Raw genomic sequence first — 21,155 nt, forward strand, 5'->3', positions numbered from 1 at the left:
CAGGCAATTGGAGTCTGCTGCCTCGCCACCGTCGTCATGTTCCGGTCCAAACTCCGCTATCCGGGCGCCACGCGCTGCGCTAGTCTCACCTTTCATTGCCGTCTGCCGAGCTTTCCATGCCTGACCTGCTTGACCGTTACCCGCTGACGACGGGCACCTATCACGAATTGCTGGACGACAGCGGTGCGGTACGCGCGCACTGGCGGCGGTTGTTCGACCAGTTGCAGCGCAGTTCGCCTGCCCAGTTGCTCCAGCGCCAGGCCCTGCTGGCCCGGCAGATCCAGGAAAACGGCGTGACCTATAACGTCTACGCAGACCCAAAAGGCGCCGACCGGCCGTGGGAACTGGACCTGCTGCCCCATGTAATCGACCCGCAGGAATGGAAGCATCTGTCAGCCGGGATCGCCCAGCGCGCGCGCCTGCTCAATGCGGTGCTGGCCGACCTGTATGGGCCGCAGCGGCTGGTCAGCGAAGGGCTGTTGCCGGCGGAGCTGGTGTTCGGGCACAACAATTTCCTCTGGCCCTGCCAAGGCATTGCGCCGCCGGATGGCAGTTTCCTGCACTTGTACGCCGTGGATCTGGCGCGCACGCCGGATGGCCGCTGGTGGGTCACGGCGGACCGGACCCAGGCGCCGTCGGGGGCTGGTTATGCGCTGGAAAACCGCACGATCGTATCCCGCGCGTTTCCCGACTTGTATCGCGACCTGAAGGTGCGGCACCTGTCCGGTTTTTTCCGCACCTTGCAGGAAACCCTGGCGCGACAGGCGCCCAGCGACGGAGAGTCGCCACTGGTGGTGCTGTTGACGCCGGGTCGGTTCAACGAAAGCTATTTCGAACATCTTTACCTGGCGCGCCAATTGGGCTACCCGCTGGTGGAAGGGGGCGACCTGACCGTTCGTGACGCCACGGTCTACCTCAAGACCCTCAGTGGCCTGCGCCGGGTCCACGCCATCATGCGTCGGCTCGACGATGATTTCTGCGACCCCCTGGAGCTGCGCACCGATTCGGCCCTCGGCGTGCCAGGGTTGCTCGAAGCCGTGCGCCAGGGCCGGGTGCTGGTGGCCAATGCCCTGGGCAGTGGCGTGCTGGAGTCGCCGGGCCTCCTGGGATTCCTGCCCAAGATCAACCAGTACCTGTTCGGCGAAGAACTGCTGCTGCCGTCCATCGCCACCTGGTGGTGCGGTGAGCCGCCGGTGCTGGCCCAGGCCCTGGAAAAATTGCCGCAACTATTGATCAAGCCGGCATTTCCTTCCCAGAGTTTCAGCCCTGTGTTCGGGCGCGACTTGAGCGAGGCGCAGCGCGGCCAATTGGCGGCGCGCATGCAGGCGCGGCCCTATGCCTACGTCGCCCAGGAACTGGCGCAACTGTCCCAGGCGCCGGTCTGGCAGGCCGAAGATGGGCAAATCCAGCCCCGGGCGATTGGCATGCGCATGTATGCAGTGGCCGGCAAGGACGATTACCGGGTGCTTCCGGGCGGCCTGACCCGCGTGGCCGCCGAGGCCGACGCCGAGGTGGTGTCGATGCAGCGCGGTGGCGCCAGCAAGGACACCTGGGTGCTGGGAGAGCAGGCGCCCGGCGGTGAACAATGGAAGGCCCAGCGCACCGTGGGTGTCCATGACCTGGTCCGACGTGATCCGTACTTGCCTTCGCGGGTGGTGGAAAACCTGTTCTGGTTCGGCCGCTACTGCGAGCGGTGCGATGGCAGCGCACGGTTGCTGCGGATCATGCTGGCGCGTTATGTCGATGGCGATGATCCGCAGGCCTTGGAGTCGGCGGTGGCCTTGGGCGAAAGCCTGATGCTATTGCCCGAAGAGGGCGAGTTGCCCGAGCGTTTGCTGGCGGCGCTGCTGGGGGACGACTGGTCGTTCAGCCTGCGCTCCAACCTGCAGCGCTTGCAGTGGGCCGCCTCGCAGGTGCGCGGCAAGTTGTCCCGGGAGAATTGGCAGGCGCTGGTGGAATTGCAGCGCGAAGCCATGGAGCTGGAAACCGAGGAAGCGGATTTCGGCGAGTTGCTGGATTTCCTCAATCGGCTGGTGATGTCTCTGGCGGCGTTGTCCGGGTTCGCCCTGGACGATATGACCCGAGACGAAGGCTGGCGCTTCCTGATGATCGGTCGGCGCCTGGAGCGCCTGCAGTTTCTCAGCAGCAGCCTGGCGGCGTTTCTGCGCAGCGATGCGGTGTTCGATCAGGAGGGGCTGGAGTGGTTATTGGAACTGGGCAACAGCAGCATCACCTACCGCTCGCGTTATTTGGCGGTGGCCCAGTTGATCCCGGTGCTGGACTTGTTGCTGCTGGACGAACAGAACCCTCACGCGGTGCTCTTCCAATTGAAGCTGGTGGCCCGCACCCTCAAGCGCTTGAACGATGATTTTGCCGCGCCCAGGGAAACCGCCTTGCCGGACCTGGTCGCACGTCTGTCACGCTTTGACCTGCGTTGCCTGGAAAACCCCTTGTTCGGTGAAGCCAGCCTGCGCGCCGCACTCGATGGGCTGGCCGACCTGTTGCAGGACGTGGCCGATGCCAGTGGCCAGGTGTCCGACCGCCTGGCCTTGCGTCATTTCGCCCACGTCGATGACGTCAGCCAACGTACGGTATCCGTCTGATGAACGCTCGTTACCAGATCCTCCACGACACTCATTACCACTACGACAGCCCGGTGTCCCTGGCCCAGCAGCTCGCCCACCTGTGGCCACGGGCCTGTGACTGGCAGCGTTGCACCGAGCAGCAGTTACTGATCAGTCCGGAACCGACCACCCGGCGCGATGAGCTGGATGTGTTCGGCAACCCGCTGACCCGCCTGGCCTTTGAACGGCCCCATGACGAGTTGCTGGTCAATGCCCGCCTGAGCGTCGAGGTGCTGGCCCGCCCCGAGCTGGACTTCAACTTGTCCCCGGCCTGGGAGTCGACCTGCAACGCACTGACCTACACGGGGCGGCCCCTGGCGGCGCCACTGCTGGAGGCGTGTCGTTACCGTTTCGAGTCACCGTATGTGCACCTCAAGCGCAGCTTCGTCGAGTTTTCCGAAAGCTGCTTTACGCCGGGGCGTCCGTTGATGGCCGGTGTTCGAGCACTGATGGAAAAGATCTTCGAGGAATTCACCTTCGATGCGGAGGCGACCCAGGTGGCAACGCCGCTGGTGGAGGTGCTGGAGCGGCGGCGGGGGGTGTGCCAGGACTTTGCCCACCTGATGTTGGCTTGCGTGCGCTCTCGCGGCTTGGCGGCGCGTTACGTCAGCGGCTACCTGCTGACCCAGCCACCGCCCGGCCAGCCACGGCTGATTGGCGCCGATGCGTCCCACGCCTGGGTCTCGGTGTATTGCCCGGTGTTGGGTTGGGTGGATTTCGATCCGACCAACAACGTGCAGCCCGCCCTGGAACACATCACCCTGGCCTGGGGCCGGGACTTTTCCGACGTGTCGCCGTTGCGCGGGGTGATCCTGGGCGGCGGTGCCCATGATCCCGAGGTGCGGGTGACGGTGATGCCGTTGGAATCATGAACGCTGTGTGAACACTGTGGGAGCGAGCCCGCTCGCGATAACGTCGTGTCAGCCAACGAGGAGGTTGACTGTTAATTCGCTATCGCGAGCAAGCTCGCTCCCACCGTGTGGATCGGATCATCGGGCCCTGGAGACCTCAGGCGTCGGGGGCCTGATCTTTCGGTGCATCTACATCATCGTCTGCCGCCACTTCGCCTTCGGCATCGGGGTTCAGTGCCGCTTCATCGGCGGTTGCTTTCTTGCGCTGCAGCTTTTCCTCTTTCTTCTGCTCCTTGGCCAAGTCTCTCTGACGTTTGGCGAAGGAATAATTGGGTTTGGCCATGGGCGATCCTCTGGGGTCGAAGGTGAGGTTGAGCGGCGCATATTCTGCCCTGTATCGGGGTCGAGCCGTTAGCTGGGTTTTTGTTCGGCCCACTTTGGTTGTACGGACGGTTGCCATTCGTCCAGGGCATCGAGCAGGTTCTGCGCGGATTCGCTCACTTGCAGCATGTCACGATGGGGCGTGCGGACGAAGCCTTCGCCGACGATATGATCGAGAAACGCGGTGAGTTTGCTGTAGAAACCGTTCACTTCCAGTAGCCCCAGCGGTTTGCCGTGGTAGCCGAGCTGGCCCCAGGTCCAGACTTCGAACAATTCCTCCAGCGTGCCGAGGCCGCCGGGCAGGGCGATGAAGGCATCGCTGAGTTCAGCCATGCGTGCCTTGCGGGCGTGCATGCCGTCCACCACTTCCAGGCGGGTCAGGCCGCTGTGGCCGATTTCCTTGTCCTTCAGGCTTTGCGGGATGACGCCGATGACTTCGCCGCCGGCGGCCAGGGCCGCATCGGCGACGATTCCCATCAGGCCGACCGCACCGCCGCCGTAGACCAGGGTCAATTTTCGTTCCGCCAACGCCCGCCCGAGGGTCTGCGCCGCTTCACGATACGCTGGGTCGGTGCCAGTGCTGGCGCCACAAAATACACAAACAGACGCGATGGACATGCTTTACTCCGAGGTCAGTCACCGCATCAGAGTAAAGCCTGGCCCAGGCCGCGCAAAGGACTTAAACCTCGTGCCGGGGTTTTTCATAGGTGCCGCTGGCGCCACAGGCGTAGGCGGCGAGCAAGCTGCACAACAGGCTATTGAGGTTCATGGCGATCGCTCCAGGAGGTGATGGAGTGATCATAGGTGCGCGTTATCCTTCTGGCTGGTTGATTCTATCCATCAGGTTGATAGCCTTAAGTTGTATACAATCTTTGACTCAGGTCATAGGAACTTGCCGCAAAGTCAGGCACTCTTTCCCTTTGACGGATTTTTGTTAACCATGCCTTGGAGATTCACAATGTTTGCCAAACTTGTTGCAGTATCCCTGTTGACGCTGGCCAGCAGCCAACTGATGGCAGCGGAGTGCAAGACCACCATCGACTCGACCGACCAGATGTCCTTCAGCACCAAGGCCATTGAGATCGACAAGAGCTGCAAGACGTTCACCGTTGAGCTGACGCATTCGGGCAGCTTGCCGAAAAACGTCATGGGCCATAACTGGGTGCTGAGCAAAGAGGCTGATATGCAGCCGATTGCCACGGCTGGTTTGGCGGCAGGCATCGACAAGAACTACCTGCCGGAAGGTGATGCTCGCATCATCGCCCACACCAAGCTCATTGGCGCCAAGGAAACGGACTCGGTGACCTTCGACGTGTCGAAACTTGATGCCGCTGAAAAATACGGTTTCTTCTGCTCGTTCCCGGGTCATATCTCGATGATGAAAGGCACCGTCACGCTGAAGTGATCAATTTCAAGTACAAAAAAAGCGCCCCATGCAGGGCGCTTTTTTTATGCCAGGCAACCGCTCCTTGTGGGAGCGAGCTTGCTCGCGATGGCGATATGCCAATCGACATCAATGTTGACTGTGCCGCTGTCTTCGCGAGCAAGCCCGCTCCCACAAGGGGCGATCACGGGGCGTAGGGCATCACCCGCTTGTGTTCGGTCTTGCGATAGGTGTCGCAAATGATCCTGGCCGCCTCTTCGCGAATCGGTTGGCCGTGCAGGAACGCGTCGATCTCGGCGTAGGTCACGCCGTGGGAGGCTTCGTCCGGCTTGCCTGGGGACAGGTCCTCAAGGTCGGCGGTGGGGATTTTTTCCACCAGCGACTCCGGCGCGCCAAAGTCACGGGCGATGGCCCGGACCTGGTTTTTCACCAAACCACTCAATGGCGCCAGGTCGCAGGCGCCGTCACCGAACTTGGTGAAGAACCCCATGACCGCTTCGGCTGCGTGGTCGGTGCCAATCACCAGGCCCTGCTCGGCGCCGGCGATGGTGTACTGCGCCACCATGCGCATCCGCGCCTTGGTATTGCCCAACACGAAATCCCGCGAAACCACCGCCTTGCCTTCGAACGCCGCCACTTGCTCGGCCAAGGCCTTGACCGCCGGGCCAATGTTGACGGTATGGCGCTCGTCGGGGTCGATGAAGTCCACGCAGGCCTGCGCTTCATGTTCGTCGAACTGGGTTTCGTACGGCAGGCGCACGGCGATGAACTTATAGGCCGCGTTACCGGTTTTCTCCCGCAGTTCGCGCATGGCACGTTGGGCCAGCAGCCCGGCGGTCAGTGAGTCGACACCCCCGCTGATGCCCAGCACGAGGGACTTGAGCCCGGAATTGACCAGGCAATCCTGGATGAAGCTCACTCGCCGGGCGATTTCGGCCTTGAGGTCGGCGTCATTGGCGAACGGTGGCTGGACCTTGAGCTGTCCAGCAATCTCACGCTGTACGGCTTGCATGAATTCACTCCTTGCTTGATGTATCAAAGGGCGGCAGGTACTTGGAAAACGTGTCGCATGTAGGCGACGAAATTCGGGTCCTTGCAGTGGGTCTTGCCGGGCTCGTCTGAAATCTTGGCCACGGGTTGCCCGTCACAGCTGATCATTTTAAGCACGATGCTCATGGGCTCGACACCCGGAATGTCGCAGGTCAGGTGGGTGCCAATACCGAAGCTGACATTAATGCGACCACGCAACGCTCGAAAAATCTCCAGGCATTTGGGCAATGTCAGGCTATCGGAGAACACCAGGGTCTTGCTCATCGGGTCGATGCCCAGCTTGTGGTAGTGGGCAATGGCTTTTTCAGCCCAGATCACCGGGTCGCCCGAGTCATGGCGCAAGCCGTCGAACAGCTTGGCAAAGAACAGATCGAAATCCTTGAGGAAGGCGTCCATGGTGATGCAGTCGGTGAGCGCGATCCCCAGCAGGCCCCGGTACTCGCGCACCCAGCAATCGAGGGCGGCGATCTGGCTGTCGATCAGTCGCGGGCCCAGTTGCTGGTGGGCCATGATCCACTCGTGGGCCATGGTGCCCAGGGGTTTCATGTCCAGCTCCCGGGACAGGTGGACGTTACTGGTGCCGACGAAGCGCCCGGGGAAATCATGCTTGAGCACGTTGACCACTTCTTCCTGGACGCGGAAGGAAAACCGACGACGGGTGCCAAAGTCCGCGACTTGCAGTTCGGACAACTCGTCGGCGCTGGCGTTGGCGCTCAGCCAGTCGAACTTGCGATACAGCTGCTCGCGGGCCTGCTCGAGGACGACTTCACGGTAGCGATAGCGATTGCGCACTTCGCTGACGATGGCCAGCAGCGGGACTTCGAACAGAATCACGTGCAGCCACGGCCCGCGCAGGCGGATGAACAACTCGCCGTTGTCGATACCGGTGTGTACGTAGCGCAGGTTGAAGCGAAACAGCCCCAGGAACCGCAGGAAATCCGGCTTGAGAAAGCTGATACGTTCCAGGAAGCCCAGTTGGTCGGCGCTCAGGCTGAGTTCCGCCAGTCGCTCGATCTGGAAGCGGATCTCCGCCAGGTAAGGACGCAGGTCCTCGCTGTTGCGGCAACGAAACTCCCACTCGACGTCGACGTTGGGGTAGTTGTGCAGCACCGCCTGCATCATCGTCAGTTTGTAGAAGTCGGTGTCGAGCAGGTTCTGCACGATACGATCGGCAAATACGCTCTCGCTCATGGCGGAGGTCTCCAGGCAGGTCGCTGCGCCGGGCAGCGTCGCAAAGCGGTTTCGATGAAAGGTGTAGTGGCGCACATCGGTAGGCGGTATTGCCAGCGATTTTTGGTCGCAGGGTCTTTGTGGCGAGGGGATTTATCCCCGCCGGGCTGCACGGCAGCCCCAATACTGAGCACTCGATCTGCCTGATGAACCGGGGTTGCCTGGCTTCAGGGGCTGCTTCGCAGCCCAGCGGGGATAAATCCCCTCGCCACGGGGGGGCAGCGGCTATTGCGGTGTATCCGCGTTCTTGATCTGCTCCAGCATCCATTCCACAAAAAACCGCACCTTGGGCACTTCCGCCGAATGCTCCGGATAGGCCAGGTAATAGGCGTCGGTGCTGGGCATCGCATGGGACCAGGGGATGACCAGTTTGCCGTCGGCCAGTTCTTCTTCCACCAGAAAGCGCGGCAGCAGTGCCACGCCGCAGCCGACCTGGGCGGCGCGAATGCACATGTAGAAGGTTTCGAAGCGCGGCCCGTGGTAGCTGTGTTCGGTGTGGTAGCCCTGGCTGTCGAACCAGTCGTGCCAGGCCTGGGGACGCGAGGCGTTTTGCAGCAGGACCAGGTCGGCCAGCTGGGTCGGGTCGCTGAAGGGACGCTCGGGCAGGCTGCCGGGTGCGCAGACCGGTACCAGTTCTTCGCCAAACAGTTTCAGGGATTCGGAACCGGGCCGTGAGCCCTGGCCGAAATAGAACGCCAGGTCGCTGCGCCCTTGCAGCAAGTCGTCGGCCTCCTGTTCGCTGCACAGGTCCAGATGAATCGTCGGATGGCGCAGTCGCCAGCCCTTCAGGCGCGGGACCAGCCAGCGAGCGCCGAAGGTCGGAGGTGTGGAGACGCGCAGCACTTCGGTGTCGCCGCCGTAGGAACGCAGGTAATGGGTAGACATCTCCACCTGCGTAAGGATTTTTCGCACTTCACCCAGGTACAACTCCCCGGCCGGCGTCAGTTGCAGGCGTCGGCGTACGCGCCGGAACAGCAGGTGTTGCAGCAGTTCTTCCAGTTGCGCGACCTGCTTGCTGACGGCGCTCTGGGTCAGGTGCAATTCTTCTGCTGCGCGGGTGAAACTCAAGTGCCGCGTCACCGCTTCGAAGCATTGCAGCGCCGTGATCGATGGCAAATAGCGTTTGTTGAGCATGATGAGGTCTTGTTTCCGGTCGCTCTGCCTGGGCAGCATGAATAAACGGAATGATATCTCGCTTAATGGTCGTTTGTTGGCAAGTCTCGCGCCAGCTACAACTACAGTCCTGATCAGCCGTCTTCGTCCGGCTGCCGCTTATTTGTCTTCTGCGTGAGGAGTTTTTCCATGGTTGCTGCATTGCTTGATCGTCTCGGTGTCGACTCGGCCCTGTACCAGAACGGCACTCAACCGGTGCATTCGCCCATCGACGGCAACCGCATCGGCGCCGTGAACTGGGAAGGCGCCGCTGAAGTCGAGCAGCAGGTCAGCCGTGCCGAACACGCCTTCGACCTGTGGCGCCAGGTGCCGGCCCCGCGTCGCGGCGAGCTGGTGCGTCAATTCGGCGACCTGCTGCGTGAATACAAGGCCGACCTCGGCGAGCTGGTGTCGTGGGAAGCCGGCAAGATCACCCAGGAAGGCCTGGGTGAAGTGCAAGAGATGATCGACATCTGCGACTTCGCCGTCGGCCTGTCCCGCCAGCTGTACGGCCTGACCATCGCTTCCGAGCGTCCGGGCCACCACATGCGTGAGTCCTGGCACCCGCTGGGGGTGGTCGGGGTGATCAGTGCCTTCAACTTCCCCGTCGCGGTCTGGGCCTGGAACACCACGCTGGCCCTGGTCTGCGGCAACGCGGTGATCTGGAAACCCTCGGAAAAGACCCCCCTCACCGCCTTGGCTTGCCAGGCGCTGTTCGAGCGCGTGCTGAAGAACTTCAGCGACGCACCACCGTATCTGAGCCAGGTGATCATTGGCGGTCGCGATGCCGGTGAAGCGCTGGTGGATGACCCGCGCGTGGCCTTGATCAGTGCCACCGGCAGCACCCGCATGGGCCGTGAAGTGGCGCCGAAAGTCGCCGCGCGTTTCGCCCGCAGCATCCTCGAGCTGGGGGGCAACAACGCCATGATCCTGGCGCCGAGCGCCGATCTGGACATGGCCGTGCGCGCCATCCTGTTCAGCGCCGTCGGCACCGCCGGCCAGCGTTGCACCACCCTGCGCCGATTGATTGCCCATGAGTCGGTGAAGGAAGAGATCGTCACCCGCCTCAAGGCTGCGTACTCGAAAGTGCGTATCGGCCATCCGCTGGAAGGCAACCTGGTCGGGCCGCTGATCGACAAGCACAGCTTCGACAACATGCAGGATGCGCTGGAGCAGGCCTTGAGCGAAGGCGGGCGCGTGTTTGGTGGCCAGCGCCAGCTTGAAGACCAGTTTCCGAATGCCTATTACGTCTCGCCGGCCATCGTCGAGATGCCCGAGCAGAGTGATGTGGTGCGTCACGAGACCTTCGCACCGATCCTGTACGTGGTCGGCTACAAAGACTTTGCCGAGGCCTTGCACCTGAACAATGCCGTGCCCCAGGGCCTGTCGTCCTGCATCTTCACCACCGACGTGCGTGAAGCCGAGCAGTTCATGTCGGCCGTGGGCAGCGACTGCGGCATCGCCAACGTCAACATCGGCCCGAGCGGCGCGGAAATCGGCGGCGCATTCGGTGGCGAAAAAGAAACCGGCGGCGGTCGCGAATCCGGTTCCGATGCCTGGCGCGGTTACATGCGCCGCCAGACCAACACCGTGAACTACTCGTTGGAATTGCCGTTGGCCCAGGGGATTACCTTCGACTGAGGTTGTTAGGGGCGGATCTTCAATTCGTGGAGATCCTTTGTGGGAGCGAGCTTGCTCGCGATAGCGGTCTGTCAGTCACATGGTCGTTGAATGTGCCGCCGCTATCGCGAGCAAGCTCGCTCCCACACTAAAAGGTGTGATGGTTAGGTTTCTTTTTCGGAGTCTGGCAATGCCGTTACGCGAAGAATGTCTGTGGGAAAAACTGACGCCGCACAGGCCTGAAAACAGTGCGCTCACCGGCGAAGTCACAGTCGATGTCTGTGTGATCGGCGCCGGTTTCACCGGGCTGTCGGCGGCGGTGCACTTGCTCGAACAGGGCAAGCGCGTGGCTGTACTGGAGGCTCATCGGGCCGGGCACGGCGGATCGGGGCGTAACGTCGGGTTGGTCAACGCGGGCCTGTGGATCCCGCCGGATGACATCGAGGCCGGGTTTGGCGAGGCGGTGGGCAGCCAGCTCAACCGCATGCTGGGAGCCGCGCCGGCCTTGGTGTTCAGCCTCATCGACAAATACAACATCGATTGCCAGTTGCGCCGCGAAGGCACCCTGCACATGGCCCATAACGCCCGTGGCGAAGCCGACCTGCGCAGTCGTGAAGCGCAATGGAAGCGCCGTGGCGCCCCGGTGGAGTTGCTCACTGGCCAGGCCTGTGCCGAGGCGACCGGCACGTCGAAGATCGCCGCGGCGCTGCTCGACCGTCGCGCCGGCACGCTCAACCCGATGGCCTACACCAGCGGGTTGGCCAAGGCCGCCACGGACCTGGGCGGCCAGTTGTTCGACCACTCGCCGGTGACGCGCCTGGAGCGCCAAGGCCAGCGCTGGTCGGTGCAGACTGCCCAGGGTTCGGTGCTGGCCGAGCAGGTGGTGATTGCCTCCAACGCCTACACCGAGGGCGACTGGACCGAACTGCGGCGCAATTTCTTTCCCGGTTATTACTATCAGGTCGCCTCGGTTCCGCTGACCGACGAGGCCGCCCAACGCATCCTGCCAGGTGGGCAGGGGTCGTGGGATACCCGCCAGGTGTTGAGCAGCATTCGTCGGGACAAGGACGGTCGTTTGCTGCTGGGCAGCCTGGGCAATGGCAACCGCAAGCCGACCTGGTTCCTCAAGGCTTGGGCCGATCGGGTGCAGCAGCATTATTTCCCTTATCTCAAGCCGGTGGAGTGGGCGTGCACCTGGACCGGTTGCATCGCCTTCACCCCTGATCACCTGATGCGCCTGTTCGAACCAGCCCCCGGGCTGGTGGCCGTGACGGGCTATAACGGTCGGGGCGTGACCACCGGCACGGTGGTCGGCAAGGCGTTCGCCGATTACCTGTGTCACGGTAATGCCCAGGCCCTGCCGATCCCGTTCGCACCCGTGCAGCCATTGGCCGGGGTGGGGGTGCGCAGTTGCCTGTATGAGGCGGGTTTTTCGCTGTATCACGCGGGCCAGTGCCTGCGGATCGTGATTTGAGTGTTGAAAATTGTTGCTGGAAGCCGCGTTTTCCGGCGAAGCGTCTAGCCTGTTATGGTGCGGGTTGTAGCAGTCGTGCACCGGCAGTGTGCAGTTCGGTGACGTGGGTTGTTACACAGTGGTTGCACGCCGTTTCGTGTGATGGTTGCAATGATGGCTCACGGAGGGTTTCACCTATTTAAATGAAAGGTTGCACCTCGTGCGGTTTAGACGGTTGCACGCCCTGTGAAAAAGGGCTCGAAACAGTCGAAATAACAATAAAGCAGCGACTTTTTTCAGAATAAAAAACCGATGGCACGGCCCTTGCTCTGAGCTTTTCAGTGAAATGAAGTCGCAGTGCCAACTAAAAAAAACCTTGGAGCACCACCTCATGTCCCAGACGTTTTACAAGAAAGGTTTCCTGGCCCTCGCAGTGGCAACTGCGCTGGGTGTTTCTGCGTTTGCTCAAGCTGATGTGAAATTTGGTGTGGCGGGGCCGATGACCGGCGCCAACGCCGCATTTGGCGAGCAGTACATGAAGGGTGCCCAGGCGGCAGCCGATGCCATCAACAAGGCGGGTGGCGTCAACGGCGAGAAAATCGTGCTGGTCGCTGGCGACGACGCCTGCGAACCCAAGCAGGCCGTGGCCGTGGCCAACCGCCTGGTCGACCAGGACAAGGTGATCGGCGTGGTCGGGCACTTCTGCTCGTCCAATACCATCCCGGCCTCCGAGGTCTACGACGAAGCTGGCATCATCGCCATCACCCCGGGTTCCACCAACCCGCAGGTCACCGAGCGCGGCCTGAGCGCCATGTTCCGCATGTGCGGTCGCGACGACCAGCAGGGCATCGTGGCGGGCGACTACATCGTCGACGTGCTCAAGGGCAAGAAAGTGGCCGTGCTGCACGACAAGGACACCTACGGCCAAGGCCTGGCGGATGCCACCAAGGCACAACTGGCCAAGCGTGGCGTGAAGGAAGTGCTGTACGAAGGCCTGACCCGCGGCGAGAAAGACTTCAGCGCCGTGGTCACCAAGATCCGTGCGGCCGGTGCCGACGTGGTCTATTTCGGCGGCCTGCACCCGGAAGCCGGTCCGCTGGTTCGCCAGTTGCGTGAGCAAGGTCTCAAGGACGTGAAGTTCATGTCCGACGATGGCATCGTGACCGACGAACTGGTCACCACCGCCGGCGGCGCGCAATACGTCGATGGCGTGTACATGACCTTCGGCGCCGACCCGCGTCTGCTGCCAGATAGCAAGGCTGTGGTTGAAGAGTTCCGCAAGAACGGCACCGAGCCTGAAGGCTACACCCTGTACGCCTACGCTTCGGTCCAGGCCCTGGCCGCGGGTTTCAATGGCGCCAAGTCCAATAAAGGCGAAGACGCGGCCAAGTGGCTCAAGGCCAACCCCGTCCAGACCGTGATGGGCAAGAAAGAGTGGGACACCAAGGGCGACTTGAAAGTCTCCGACTACGTGGTCTACCAGTGGGACAAGGACGGCAAATACCACCAGTTGGAAAAACAGAAGTAAGGGCTGAAGCGACCGTCCACGCCTCCTGCGGGAATCGGGCCAGCCCCGGTTTCCAGGAGGCACGCGCCGGTCGTGCCTGACATTGCTCTGACGTAAATCTGTATTTTCCTTAGAAGAACCGCACGCCCTAGGGTGTGCAGGTTCTCACTGCGTGAGATTGCGTTATGGATGGTATTTTCCTGCAGCAACTGATCAATGGCCTGACCCTCGGGTCTGTCTATGGTCTGATCGCCATCGGCTACACAATGGTCTACGGCATCATCGGCATGATCAACTTCGCCCACGGCGAGGTTTACATGATTTCCGCTTACCTCGCGGCAATCAGTCTGGCTCTGCTGGCTTACTTCGGTATCGAATCCTTTCCGCTCATGATCCTCGGCACCCTCGTGTTCACGGTGGTGGTCACCGGGGTATACGGCTGGGTCATCGAACGCGTCGCCTATAAACCCCTGCGCAACTCAACCCGCCTGGCACCGCTGATCAGTGCCATCGGTATTTCGCTGATCCTGCAGAACTACGCACAGATCAGCCAGGGCGCCCGCCAACAGGGTGTCCCGACACTGCTCGAAGGCGCCATGCGCGTGGACATCGGCAGCGGTTTCGTCCAGCTCACCTATACCAAGATCTTCATCCTGATCGCCGCATTCGCCGGCATGGCCGTGCTGACCTACATCATCAAGTACACCAAGCTCGGACGCATGTGCCGCGCCACCCAGCAAGACCGCAAGATGGCCTCGATCCTGGGGATCAACACCGACCGGGTGATTTCCTACGTGTTCATCATCGGTGCAGCCATGGCCGCCCTGGCCGGCGTGCTGATCACCATGAACTACGGCACATTCGACTTCTATGCCGGCTTCATCATCGGCATCAAGGCGTTCACCGCGGCGGTACTCGGCGGCATCGGTTCCCTGCCTGGGGCCATGCTCGGCGGGATCATCCTCGGTATTTCCGAGTCGCTGTTCTCCGGTCTGATCAACTCCGACTACAAAGACGTGTTCAGTTTCTCGCTGCTGGTGCTGATTCTGATTTTCCGTCCCCAAGGCCTGTTGGGTCGCCCACTCGTGGCGAAGGTATAAGTATGTCTGCTGCCAATAAACCGCTTGATATCAAACAGAGCGTCATCGACGCGATCCTGGCCGGCCTGATCTCCCTGATAGTGTTCGGGCCGATTGTCGGCGTGGTGCTCGACGGCTACAGTTTCAACCTGCAACCGGCCCGCGTCGGCTGGCTGGTGGCGATCGTGATGGTCGGGCGCTTCGCCTTGAGCCTGTTCCTGCAGACGCCCAAGGGACTCAAGGTCCTCCAGGGCTTCGAAAGCACCGGCTCCGGCGTGCACGTGCTGCCGCCGGACTACAAGTCGCGGCTGCGCTGGATCATTCCGGCACTGATCGTGATTGCCATCGTGTTCCCATTCTTCGCCAACAAATACGTGCTCACCGTGGTCATCCTCGGGCTGATCTACGTGCTGCTGGGCCTGGGCCTGAACATCGTGGTCGGCCTGGCGGGGCTGCTCGACCTGGGTTACGTGGCGTTCTATGCCATCGGTGCCTATGGCCTGGCGCTGGGTTACCAGTACCTGGGGCTGGGGTTCTGGACGGTGCTGCCGCTGGCGGCCATCGCGGCGGCGATGGCGGGGTGCATATTGGGGTTCCCGGTGTTGCGCATGCACGGTGACTACCTGGCCATCGTGACCCTGGGGTTCGGTGAGATCATCCGGTTGGTACTGAACAACTGGCTGTCGTTCACGGGGGGGCCGAATGGCATGCCGGTTCCGGCACCGACGTTCCTGGGCCTGGAATTCGGCAGGCGGGCGAAGGATGGTGGGGTGCCGTTCCATGAGTTCTTCGGCATCGACTACAACCCCAACATTAAATTCCTGTTCATCTACATCGTGTTGTTCATCACGGTACTGCTGGTGCTCTACGTCAAGCATCGCCTGACCCGCATGCCGGTCGGGCGCGCCTGGGAAGCGCTGCGCGAGGATGAGATCGCCTGCCGCTCCATGGGCTTGAACCATGTGCTGGTCAAGCTCTCGGCGTTCACCATCGGTGCGTCCACGGCTGGCCTGGCCGGGGTGTTCTTCGCCAGTTACCAGGGTTTCGTCAACCCGTCGTCGTTCACCTTCTTCGAGTCGGCGCTGATCCTCGCGATCGTGGTATTGGGCGGCATGGGCTCGACGGTCGGCGTGGTGATTGCCGCGTTCGTACTCACCGTGGCGCCTGAGCTACTGCGCAGCTTCTCCGAATACCGGGTACTGCTGTTCGGCGTACTGATGGTGTTGATGATGATCTGGCGTCCTCGCGGCCTGATCCGTATCAGCCGTACCGGTGTGACGCCGCGCAAGGGGGTAGCGCCATGAGCGAAGTCGTACTCAAAGTTGAAAACCTGATGATGCAGTTCGGTGGCATCAAGGCCCTCAGCGACGTCAGCCTGCAAGTCGAGCGCAACTCGATCTTTGCCCTGATCGGCCCCAATGGCGCGGGCAAGACCACGGTGTTCAACTGCCTGACCGGTTTCTACAAGGCCACGGGGGGCAAGATCGAGCTCAACGTGCGTGGCGAGCGGACCAACGTCATCAAGCTGTTGGGGGAGGCATTTCGCCCGACGGACTTCGTCTCGCCGAAGTCCTTCGCCAGCCGCCTGTACTACAAGATGTTCGGCGGCACCCACCTGGTGAACCGCGCCGGTCTGGCGCGTACCTTCCAGAACATTCGCCTGTTCAAGGAAATGTCGGTGCTGGAAAACCTGCTGGTGGCCCAGCACATGTGGGTCAACCGCAGCATGGTGGCAGGCATCCTCAACACCAAGGGCTACCGCAAGGCTGAAAGCGACGCCCTGGACCATGCGTTCTATTGGCTGGAAGTGGTGGACCTGGTGGATTGCGCCAACCGTCTGGCGGGTGAGCTTTCCTACGGCCAGCAACGGCGCCTGGAAATCGCCCGGGCCATGTGCACGCGTCCGCAGATCATCTGCCTCGACGAACCGGCCGCCGGCCTCAACCCCCAGGAAACCGAAGCGCTGAGCGCGATGATCCGTCTGCTGCGCGATGAGCATGATCTGACCGTGGTACTGATCGAACACGACATGGGCATGGTAATGAGCATTTCCGACCACATCGTGGTGCTGGACCACGGCAACGTGATCGCCGAGGGCGGTCCCGAGGCGATTCGCAACGATCCGAAGGTGATCGCGGCTTACCTGGGTGCCGACGAAGAGGAACTGGTATGAGTGGACCTATCCTCGAACTCAAGGAATTGGACGTGTTCTACGGGCCGATCCAGGCCCTGAAGAAAGTCTCGATGCACATTGGCGAAGGCGAGACCGTGAGCCTGATCGGCTCCAACGGGGCCGGCAAGTCCACGCTTTTGATGTCGATCTTCGGCCAACCGCGTGCCGCCGGTGGGCAGATCATCTACCAGGGCGTGGACATCACCCACAAGTCGTCCCACTACATCGCGTCCAACGGCATCGCGCAGTCGCCGGAAGGGCGGCGGGTATTCCCCGACATGACCGTCGAGGAAAACCTGCTGATGGGCACCATTCCTATCGGTGACAAATACGCCAGCGAGGACATGCAACGCATGTTCGAGCTGTTCCCGCGACTCAAGGAGCGGCGCAACCAGCGGGCCATGACCATGTCTGGTGGCGAGCAGCAGATGCTCGCCATTGCCCGGGCGTTGATGAGCCGGCCCAAGTTGTTGCTGCTTGATGAGCCGAGCCTGGGGCTGGCGCCGATCGTGGTGAAGCAGATCTTCGCCACCCTGCGGGAGCTGGCATCCACGGGGATGACCATCTTCCTGGTGGAGCAGAACGCCAACCACGCCCTCAAGCTGTCGGACCGGGCCTATGTGATGGTCAACGGCGAAATTCGCCTGACCGGCACCGGCAAGGAATTGCTCGCCAACGAAGAGGTGCGCAACGCGTATCTGGGCGGGCATTGAAGCGGCTGCTGTAATGGAAAAACCGGCGAGAGATCGCCGGTTTTTTTATCCCTCCAAACCACCACCCAACTTGTGGGAGCGAGCTTGCTCGCGATGGCGGCATGTCAGCCGACATCGATGTTGATTGAACCAAGGCTATCGCGAGCAAGCTCGCTCCCACAGGAGGCTTTGTATGTTTTTCACAATTGTGGACAACAATCCTGAACCCTTGCCAAACCGCGACATAAAGTCGCCGCAAACAGTTGTTTTACCACGGTTTTGACTTGTCCCCGTTTGCTGTGGAACTGGCTGTGGGTAACGTGGGAGTAGCTGGCTGAAAGCCTTTGGATACGTGGCTTTCAGGGCTGTGATCGTTTTTTGATCAGGCATTTTTTGGTAACGGGGAGCGGCTGTTGTCAACACCTTTTTGAGCGCTGCAATGGGTTCGAAATGCTTGAGGCAAGCCTGTGGATAAGTCTGTGATTAAACTCTGGAAAGACCGCTCTGAGCACCGTAGTTACTGGCTTGGAGCCATCGTTCATCGCGCACCGGCTTATAGCAGATATCTCGAAGTGCACAACCTTGCTTGCAGGGTCAAGCGAAAAAAACTTTCCAAACAGCTCGCAAAGCCTTATGCACAGCGGCTTGTGGGGGTTGCACTTGCCCCCGATTACTGTGGACGTGGCTGTGGATAAGGTGCGGGCAACCGGCTGCGGGCCTTGTTGGGCAAGGCTTGGCGTGGATCGGTTGTTTTATGATCAGCGGCGGGCCAAAAGCTCACGGGCAAACCTTGCCCCCGGCGTACCTGGCCGGGCATGCTGTGGGCCGATCCCATTCAACGGTTTTTGAAGTTCAAACAAGGAGAACACGATGTCTGACACCCTGTTTATCACCGGCGCGACATCCGGTTTTGGTGAAGCCTGTGCCCGTCGTTTTGCCGAGGCCGGTTGGAAACTGGTGCTGACCGGTCGTCGTGAAGAACGCCTCAATGCCCTCTGTGCCGAGCTGTCGAAGCAGACTGAAGTCCATGGCCTGGTCCTGGATGTGCGTGATCGCAAGGCCATGGAAGAGGCCATCGCCAACCTGCCGCCGTCCTTCGCCAAGTTGCGTGGGCTGATCAACAACGCCGGCCTGGCCCTGGGCGTCGATCCGGCGCCCAAGTGCGACCTCGATGACTGGGACACCATGGTCGACACCAATGTCAAAGGGCTGATCTACAGCACCCGCCTGCTGTTGCCGCGCCTGATTGCCCACGGCCGTGGCGCCGGTATCGTCAACCTGGGCTCCATTGCCGGCAATTACCCCTATCCGGGCAGCCATGTGTATGGCGCGAGCAAGGCGTTCGTCAAACAGTTCTCCCTGAACCTGCGTTGCGACCTGCAAGGCACGGGCGTGCGGGTGAGCAACATCGAGCCGGGCCTGTGCGAGAGCGAGTTCTCCCTGGTGCGCTTCGGTGGCGACCAGGAGCGCTACAACGCGACTTACGCCGGCGCCGAGCCGATCCAGCCACAGGACATTGCCGATACGATTTTCTGGGTGCTCAACACGCCGGCGCACATCAACATCAACAGCCTGGAGCTGATGCCGGTGAGCCAGACCTGGGCCGGGTTTGCTATTGAGCGCAACAAGGCGTAGCGGGAGAACCTGTGGCGAGGGGATTTATCCCCATGGGGAGCGTCGCTCCCCTAAGACCTGAGCCTGCGATCTATCTTTTCAGGGCTGCTGCGCAGCCCCGCGGGGATAAATCCCCTCGCCAAAGAGGCGTTATGCCAGGTAATCGGCCAGCCCGCGATAGCAGGTCAGCAGGTGATACGGCGTGGTGGACGGCATGTCCCGGCGGCTGACGATGCCGTCGGCGTCCAGGCATTCGTTCCAGCCCTTGGCATGCAGGAAATGCTGCTGAAGTGCCTGCAATTGACGCAGCAACAACGCCTGGTTGCCTGGGCGCAAGGTGAGTGCCCGCAAGTATTCCGCCTGGGCCCAGATGCGTTGGGTGGCATCGCGTGGGCCTGCCTGTGGTTCCAGGGCCAGCATTGCGCACACAGCACCGGAGGCTGGATCGACGCCCTGTTGTTCGGTATGGCTGAAGCTGCGCTCCAGGGCGGTGTGCAACTTGCCGTTGCACAACAGGGGCGATGAGGCCAGCAGGTAATACCACTCGAACTGGTGCCCCGGCTCGAACCAGTTATCCACAGCCTTGAGCGGTTTTTCCATCATGACCCGTTGCCGCGGGTCGATGAAATGCTTGGACATGCCGTCGCACAGGTCCAGTAGCGCTTGGCGGACGTTGGCGTCTTCACGGACCGAGAGGGTGGCGAGGAACGCTTCGGCCAGGTGCATCAACGGGTTTTGCAACGGGCCGGAACCGGTCGTCGACCAATCGCGCTTGAGGCTGGCGTCGTAGAGACCGTCTGCGCTGGCAAAGCGCTGGGCAATGATCTCCAGACTGGCGTTGAGCACCGATTCCACCAGCGGTTCGCGGACCTTGCCCCAGTAATGGGCGCAGGCGAACAGGATAAAGGCGTGGGTGTAGAGGTCTTTGCCGGTGTCCAGCGGCGCGCCGTGCGGATCGATGCTGTAGAACCAGCCGCCGTGTTCGGCATCGTGGAAATGACGCTGCAGCGAGCGGAACAGCGCACTGGCCCGTTCCTCGGCCTGAGGCACTTCGCCGATCAGGCTGGCGAACACATACAACTGTCGCGCACAGGCCATGGCGCGGTAGCGCTGGGGCGGCAGCGGGGCATGTTCGGCATCCAGGGATTCGTAGGGCAGCGCCAGTTCGGCATTCCAGCCCGGGCCTTGCCACATCGGCACGATCACGTCGTGAAAATGCTGACGCACTGTTGTGAACAGGGCGGACAATTCAGGCAGGGAGGCGGGGCGGGAAGCATCAGGCATGGGTGGACGTCGTCACGGCTGGGGGCGATTGCGCGACATGGTAGCAGAGTGACCGACTCCAGAGAGATGGCACCTGCAAGTCCGTCATCGCGAGCAAGCTCGCTCCCACAGGGGCCGATGTGCACCGATCAAAGTGTGGAAGCAGGCTGGCTCCCACAGGGGCCGGTGCACCCAGATCAAAGTGTGGAAGCAGGCTGGCTCCCACAGGTGCCGGTGCACCCTGATCAAAGTGTGGAAGCAGGCTGGCTCCCACAGGTGCCGGTGTACCCTGATCAAAGTGTGGAAGCAGGCTGGCTCCCACAGGTGCCGGTGTACCCTGATCAAAGTGTGGAAGCAGGCTGGCTCCCACAGGTGCCGGTGCACCCTGATCAAAGTGTGGAAGCAGGTTGGCTCCCACAAGGACTGGTGTACCTGATCAAACTGTGGGAGCGAGCTTGCTCGCGATGACGGCCTGGCAGGCGCTAAAGAATCAGCCCGCCAGCAACCAAACCCCAGTCGCCGCCGAAGCTGCCCCGGCCAATCGAATCAACGGCGCCGCCGCTCGCGGCAACACCCGCACCAGGGCAAACCCGGCGCTATGCAACGCCGCCGTCGCTGCGACGAAGCCCACCGCATAGGCCCACGGGTTCGACATGTCAGGCAGTTCCAAGCCATGGGCCACGCCATGGAACAGCGCAAACAGCGCCGTTGCACCCACCGCCAGGCTCAATGGCGGACGCACCGCCAGTGCCACGGCCAGGCCCAGGGCCAGCACCGAGGCGGCGATCCCGCTTTCCAGCGCAGGCAGGTCGAGGCCTTCAAAGCCCAGCAGGCCGCCCAGCAGCATCGTACCGACGAAGGTGCAGGGCAGTGCCCAGCGCGCCGCGCCTTGTTGCTGTGCGGCCCACAGACCGACCGCCAGCATCGCCAGCAAATGGTCGAGCCCGCCGATGGGGTGGCTGAGGCCGGCGATCAGGCCATTGTCGCCATGGCCGGGATGGGCGAAGGCCAGGGCCGGGGTCAGCAGCAGGGCGAGGGCGCCGAGAATGCGTTTGAACGTCATGGATTAGCTTCCTTGTGGT

General features: G+C 61.8%; 18 protein-coding genes. 11 read left to right on the top strand and 7 right to left on the bottom strand.

The genetic code is table 11. The features are described 5' to 3' along the window. The first annotated feature begins 116 nt into the window (after positions 1–116). A complete protein-coding gene (locus ACMTA2_RS04040) occupies positions 117–2,603 on the top strand; it encodes a circularly permuted type 2 ATP-grasp protein (RefSeq protein WP_413793814.1) in 2,487 nt (828 codons plus the stop codon). Continuing rightward, positions 2,603–3,496 carry a transglutaminase family protein gene (locus tag ACMTA2_RS04045; protein WP_413793815.1) on the top strand — a complete coding sequence of 298 codons (894 nt, stop codon included), beginning with the start codon at positions 2,603–2,605 and terminating at the stop codon, positions 3,494–3,496. Before ACMTA2_RS04040 ends, ACMTA2_RS04045 begins: the two co-directional genes overlap by 1 nt. Positions 3,497–3,632: 136 nt before the next feature. On the opposite strand, the gene ACMTA2_RS04050 is transcribed toward ACMTA2_RS04045, so the two are convergent. Then, positions 3,633–3,818 (bottom strand): hypothetical protein, encoded by a 186-nt coding sequence (locus ACMTA2_RS04050; protein ID WP_186707843.1) that lies wholly within the window; start codon positions 3,816–3,818, stop codon positions 3,633–3,635. A 68-nt stretch (positions 3,819–3,886) separates the two neighbouring features. Further along, positions 3,887–4,474: a cytokinin riboside 5'-monophosphate phosphoribohydrolase gene (locus ACMTA2_RS04055; RefSeq protein ID WP_413793816.1), complete on the bottom strand. Its 588-nt coding sequence runs from the start codon at positions 4,472–4,474 to the stop codon at positions 3,887–3,889. 340 nt (positions 4,475–4,814) lie between these two features. On the opposite strand from ACMTA2_RS04055, the gene azu reads away from it, so the two are divergent. Further along, positions 4,815–5,261: an azurin gene (gene azu, locus ACMTA2_RS04060; RefSeq protein ID WP_413793817.1), complete on the top strand. Its 447-nt coding sequence runs from the start codon at positions 4,815–4,817 to the stop codon at positions 5,259–5,261. 163 nt (positions 5,262–5,424) lie between these two features. Here the strand turns inward: azu and nadE are convergent, their stop codons facing one another. The 3 genes from nadE to ACMTA2_RS04075 form a co-directional block, all read right to left on the bottom strand. Then, positions 5,425–6,252: an NAD(+) synthase gene (gene nadE, locus ACMTA2_RS04065; protein WP_413793818.1), complete on the bottom strand. Its 828-nt coding sequence runs from the start codon at positions 6,250–6,252 to the stop codon at positions 5,425–5,427. A gap of 23 nt (positions 6,253–6,275) precedes the next feature. Next, positions 6,276–7,481: a nicotinate phosphoribosyltransferase gene (gene pncB, locus ACMTA2_RS04070; protein WP_413793819.1), complete on the bottom strand. Its 1,206-nt coding sequence runs from the start codon at positions 7,479–7,481 to the stop codon at positions 6,276–6,278. 264 nt (positions 7,482–7,745) lie between these two features. Next, complete coding sequence (locus tag ACMTA2_RS04075) at positions 7,746–8,654, bottom strand: LysR family transcriptional regulator (RefSeq protein ID WP_413793820.1); 909 nt, start codon at positions 8,652–8,654, stop codon at positions 7,746–7,748. 168 nt (positions 8,655–8,822) lie between these two features. On the opposite strand from ACMTA2_RS04075, the gene amaB reads away from it, so the two are divergent. The 8 genes from amaB (at position 8,823) to ACMTA2_RS04115 (ending at position 18,831) form a co-directional block, all read left to right on the top strand. Then, complete coding sequence (amaB, locus tag ACMTA2_RS04080) at positions 8,823–10,313, top strand: L-piperidine-6-carboxylate dehydrogenase (protein ID WP_413793821.1); 1,491 nt, start codon at positions 8,823–8,825, stop codon at positions 10,311–10,313. Between the two features lie 169 nt (positions 10,314–10,482). After that, the gene (amaA, locus tag ACMTA2_RS04085) at positions 10,483–11,766 is read left to right on the top strand and encodes an L-pipecolate oxidase (protein WP_413793822.1); all 1,284 of its coding nucleotides are present in this window, start codon (positions 10,483–10,485) and stop codon (positions 11,764–11,766) included. A gap of 370 nt (positions 11,767–12,136) precedes the next feature. After that, positions 12,137–13,273, top strand: a complete 1,137-nt coding sequence (locus ACMTA2_RS04090) for an ABC transporter substrate-binding protein (RefSeq protein WP_413793823.1) — start codon at positions 12,137–12,139, stop codon at positions 13,271–13,273. Positions 13,274–13,437: 164 nt separating this feature from the next. Continuing rightward, positions 13,438–14,352 carry an ABC transporter permease subunit gene (locus ACMTA2_RS04095; RefSeq protein WP_413793824.1) on the top strand — a complete coding sequence of 305 codons (915 nt, stop codon included), beginning with the start codon at positions 13,438–13,440 and terminating at the stop codon, positions 14,350–14,352. 2 nt (positions 14,353–14,354) lie between these two features. Continuing rightward, positions 14,355–15,635: a high-affinity branched-chain amino acid ABC transporter permease LivM gene (livM, locus tag ACMTA2_RS04100; RefSeq protein ID WP_413793825.1), complete on the top strand. Its 1,281-nt coding sequence runs from the start codon at positions 14,355–14,357 to the stop codon at positions 15,633–15,635. Continuing rightward, on the top strand, positions 15,632–16,504 hold the full coding sequence (locus tag ACMTA2_RS04105) for an ABC transporter ATP-binding protein (protein WP_413793826.1): 873 nt from the start codon (positions 15,632–15,634) through the stop codon (positions 16,502–16,504). The genes livM and ACMTA2_RS04105 overlap by 4 nt, the downstream gene beginning before the upstream one ends. After that, positions 16,501–17,217, top strand: coding sequence for an ABC transporter ATP-binding protein (locus tag ACMTA2_RS04110; RefSeq protein WP_053117959.1), 717 nt, complete (start codon positions 16,501–16,503; stop codon positions 17,215–17,217). The genes ACMTA2_RS04105 and ACMTA2_RS04110 overlap by 4 nt, the downstream gene beginning before the upstream one ends. A gap of 849 nt (positions 17,218–18,066) precedes the next feature. Further along, positions 18,067–18,831 (top strand): SDR family oxidoreductase, encoded by a 765-nt coding sequence (locus tag ACMTA2_RS04115; RefSeq protein WP_072412002.1) that lies wholly within the window; start codon positions 18,067–18,069, stop codon positions 18,829–18,831. A gap of 129 nt (positions 18,832–18,960) precedes the next feature. On the opposite strand, the gene ACMTA2_RS04120 is transcribed toward ACMTA2_RS04115, so the two are convergent. Beyond that, complete coding sequence (locus tag ACMTA2_RS04120) at positions 18,961–20,094, bottom strand: AGE family epimerase/isomerase (protein ID WP_413793827.1); 1,134 nt, start codon at positions 20,092–20,094, stop codon at positions 18,961–18,963. 469 nt (positions 20,095–20,563) lie between these two features. Then, complete coding sequence (locus ACMTA2_RS04125) at positions 20,564–21,136, bottom strand: HupE/UreJ family protein (RefSeq protein ID WP_413793828.1); 573 nt, start codon at positions 21,134–21,136, stop codon at positions 20,564–20,566. Between the last annotated feature and the right edge of the window lie 19 nt (positions 21,137–21,155).

Origin of the sequence: Pseudomonas medicaginis, from assembly GCF_965119365.1 — a bacterium.
In the GTDB taxonomy this organism is placed as follows: Bacteria; Pseudomonadota; Gammaproteobacteria; order Pseudomonadales; family Pseudomonadaceae; genus Aquipseudomonas.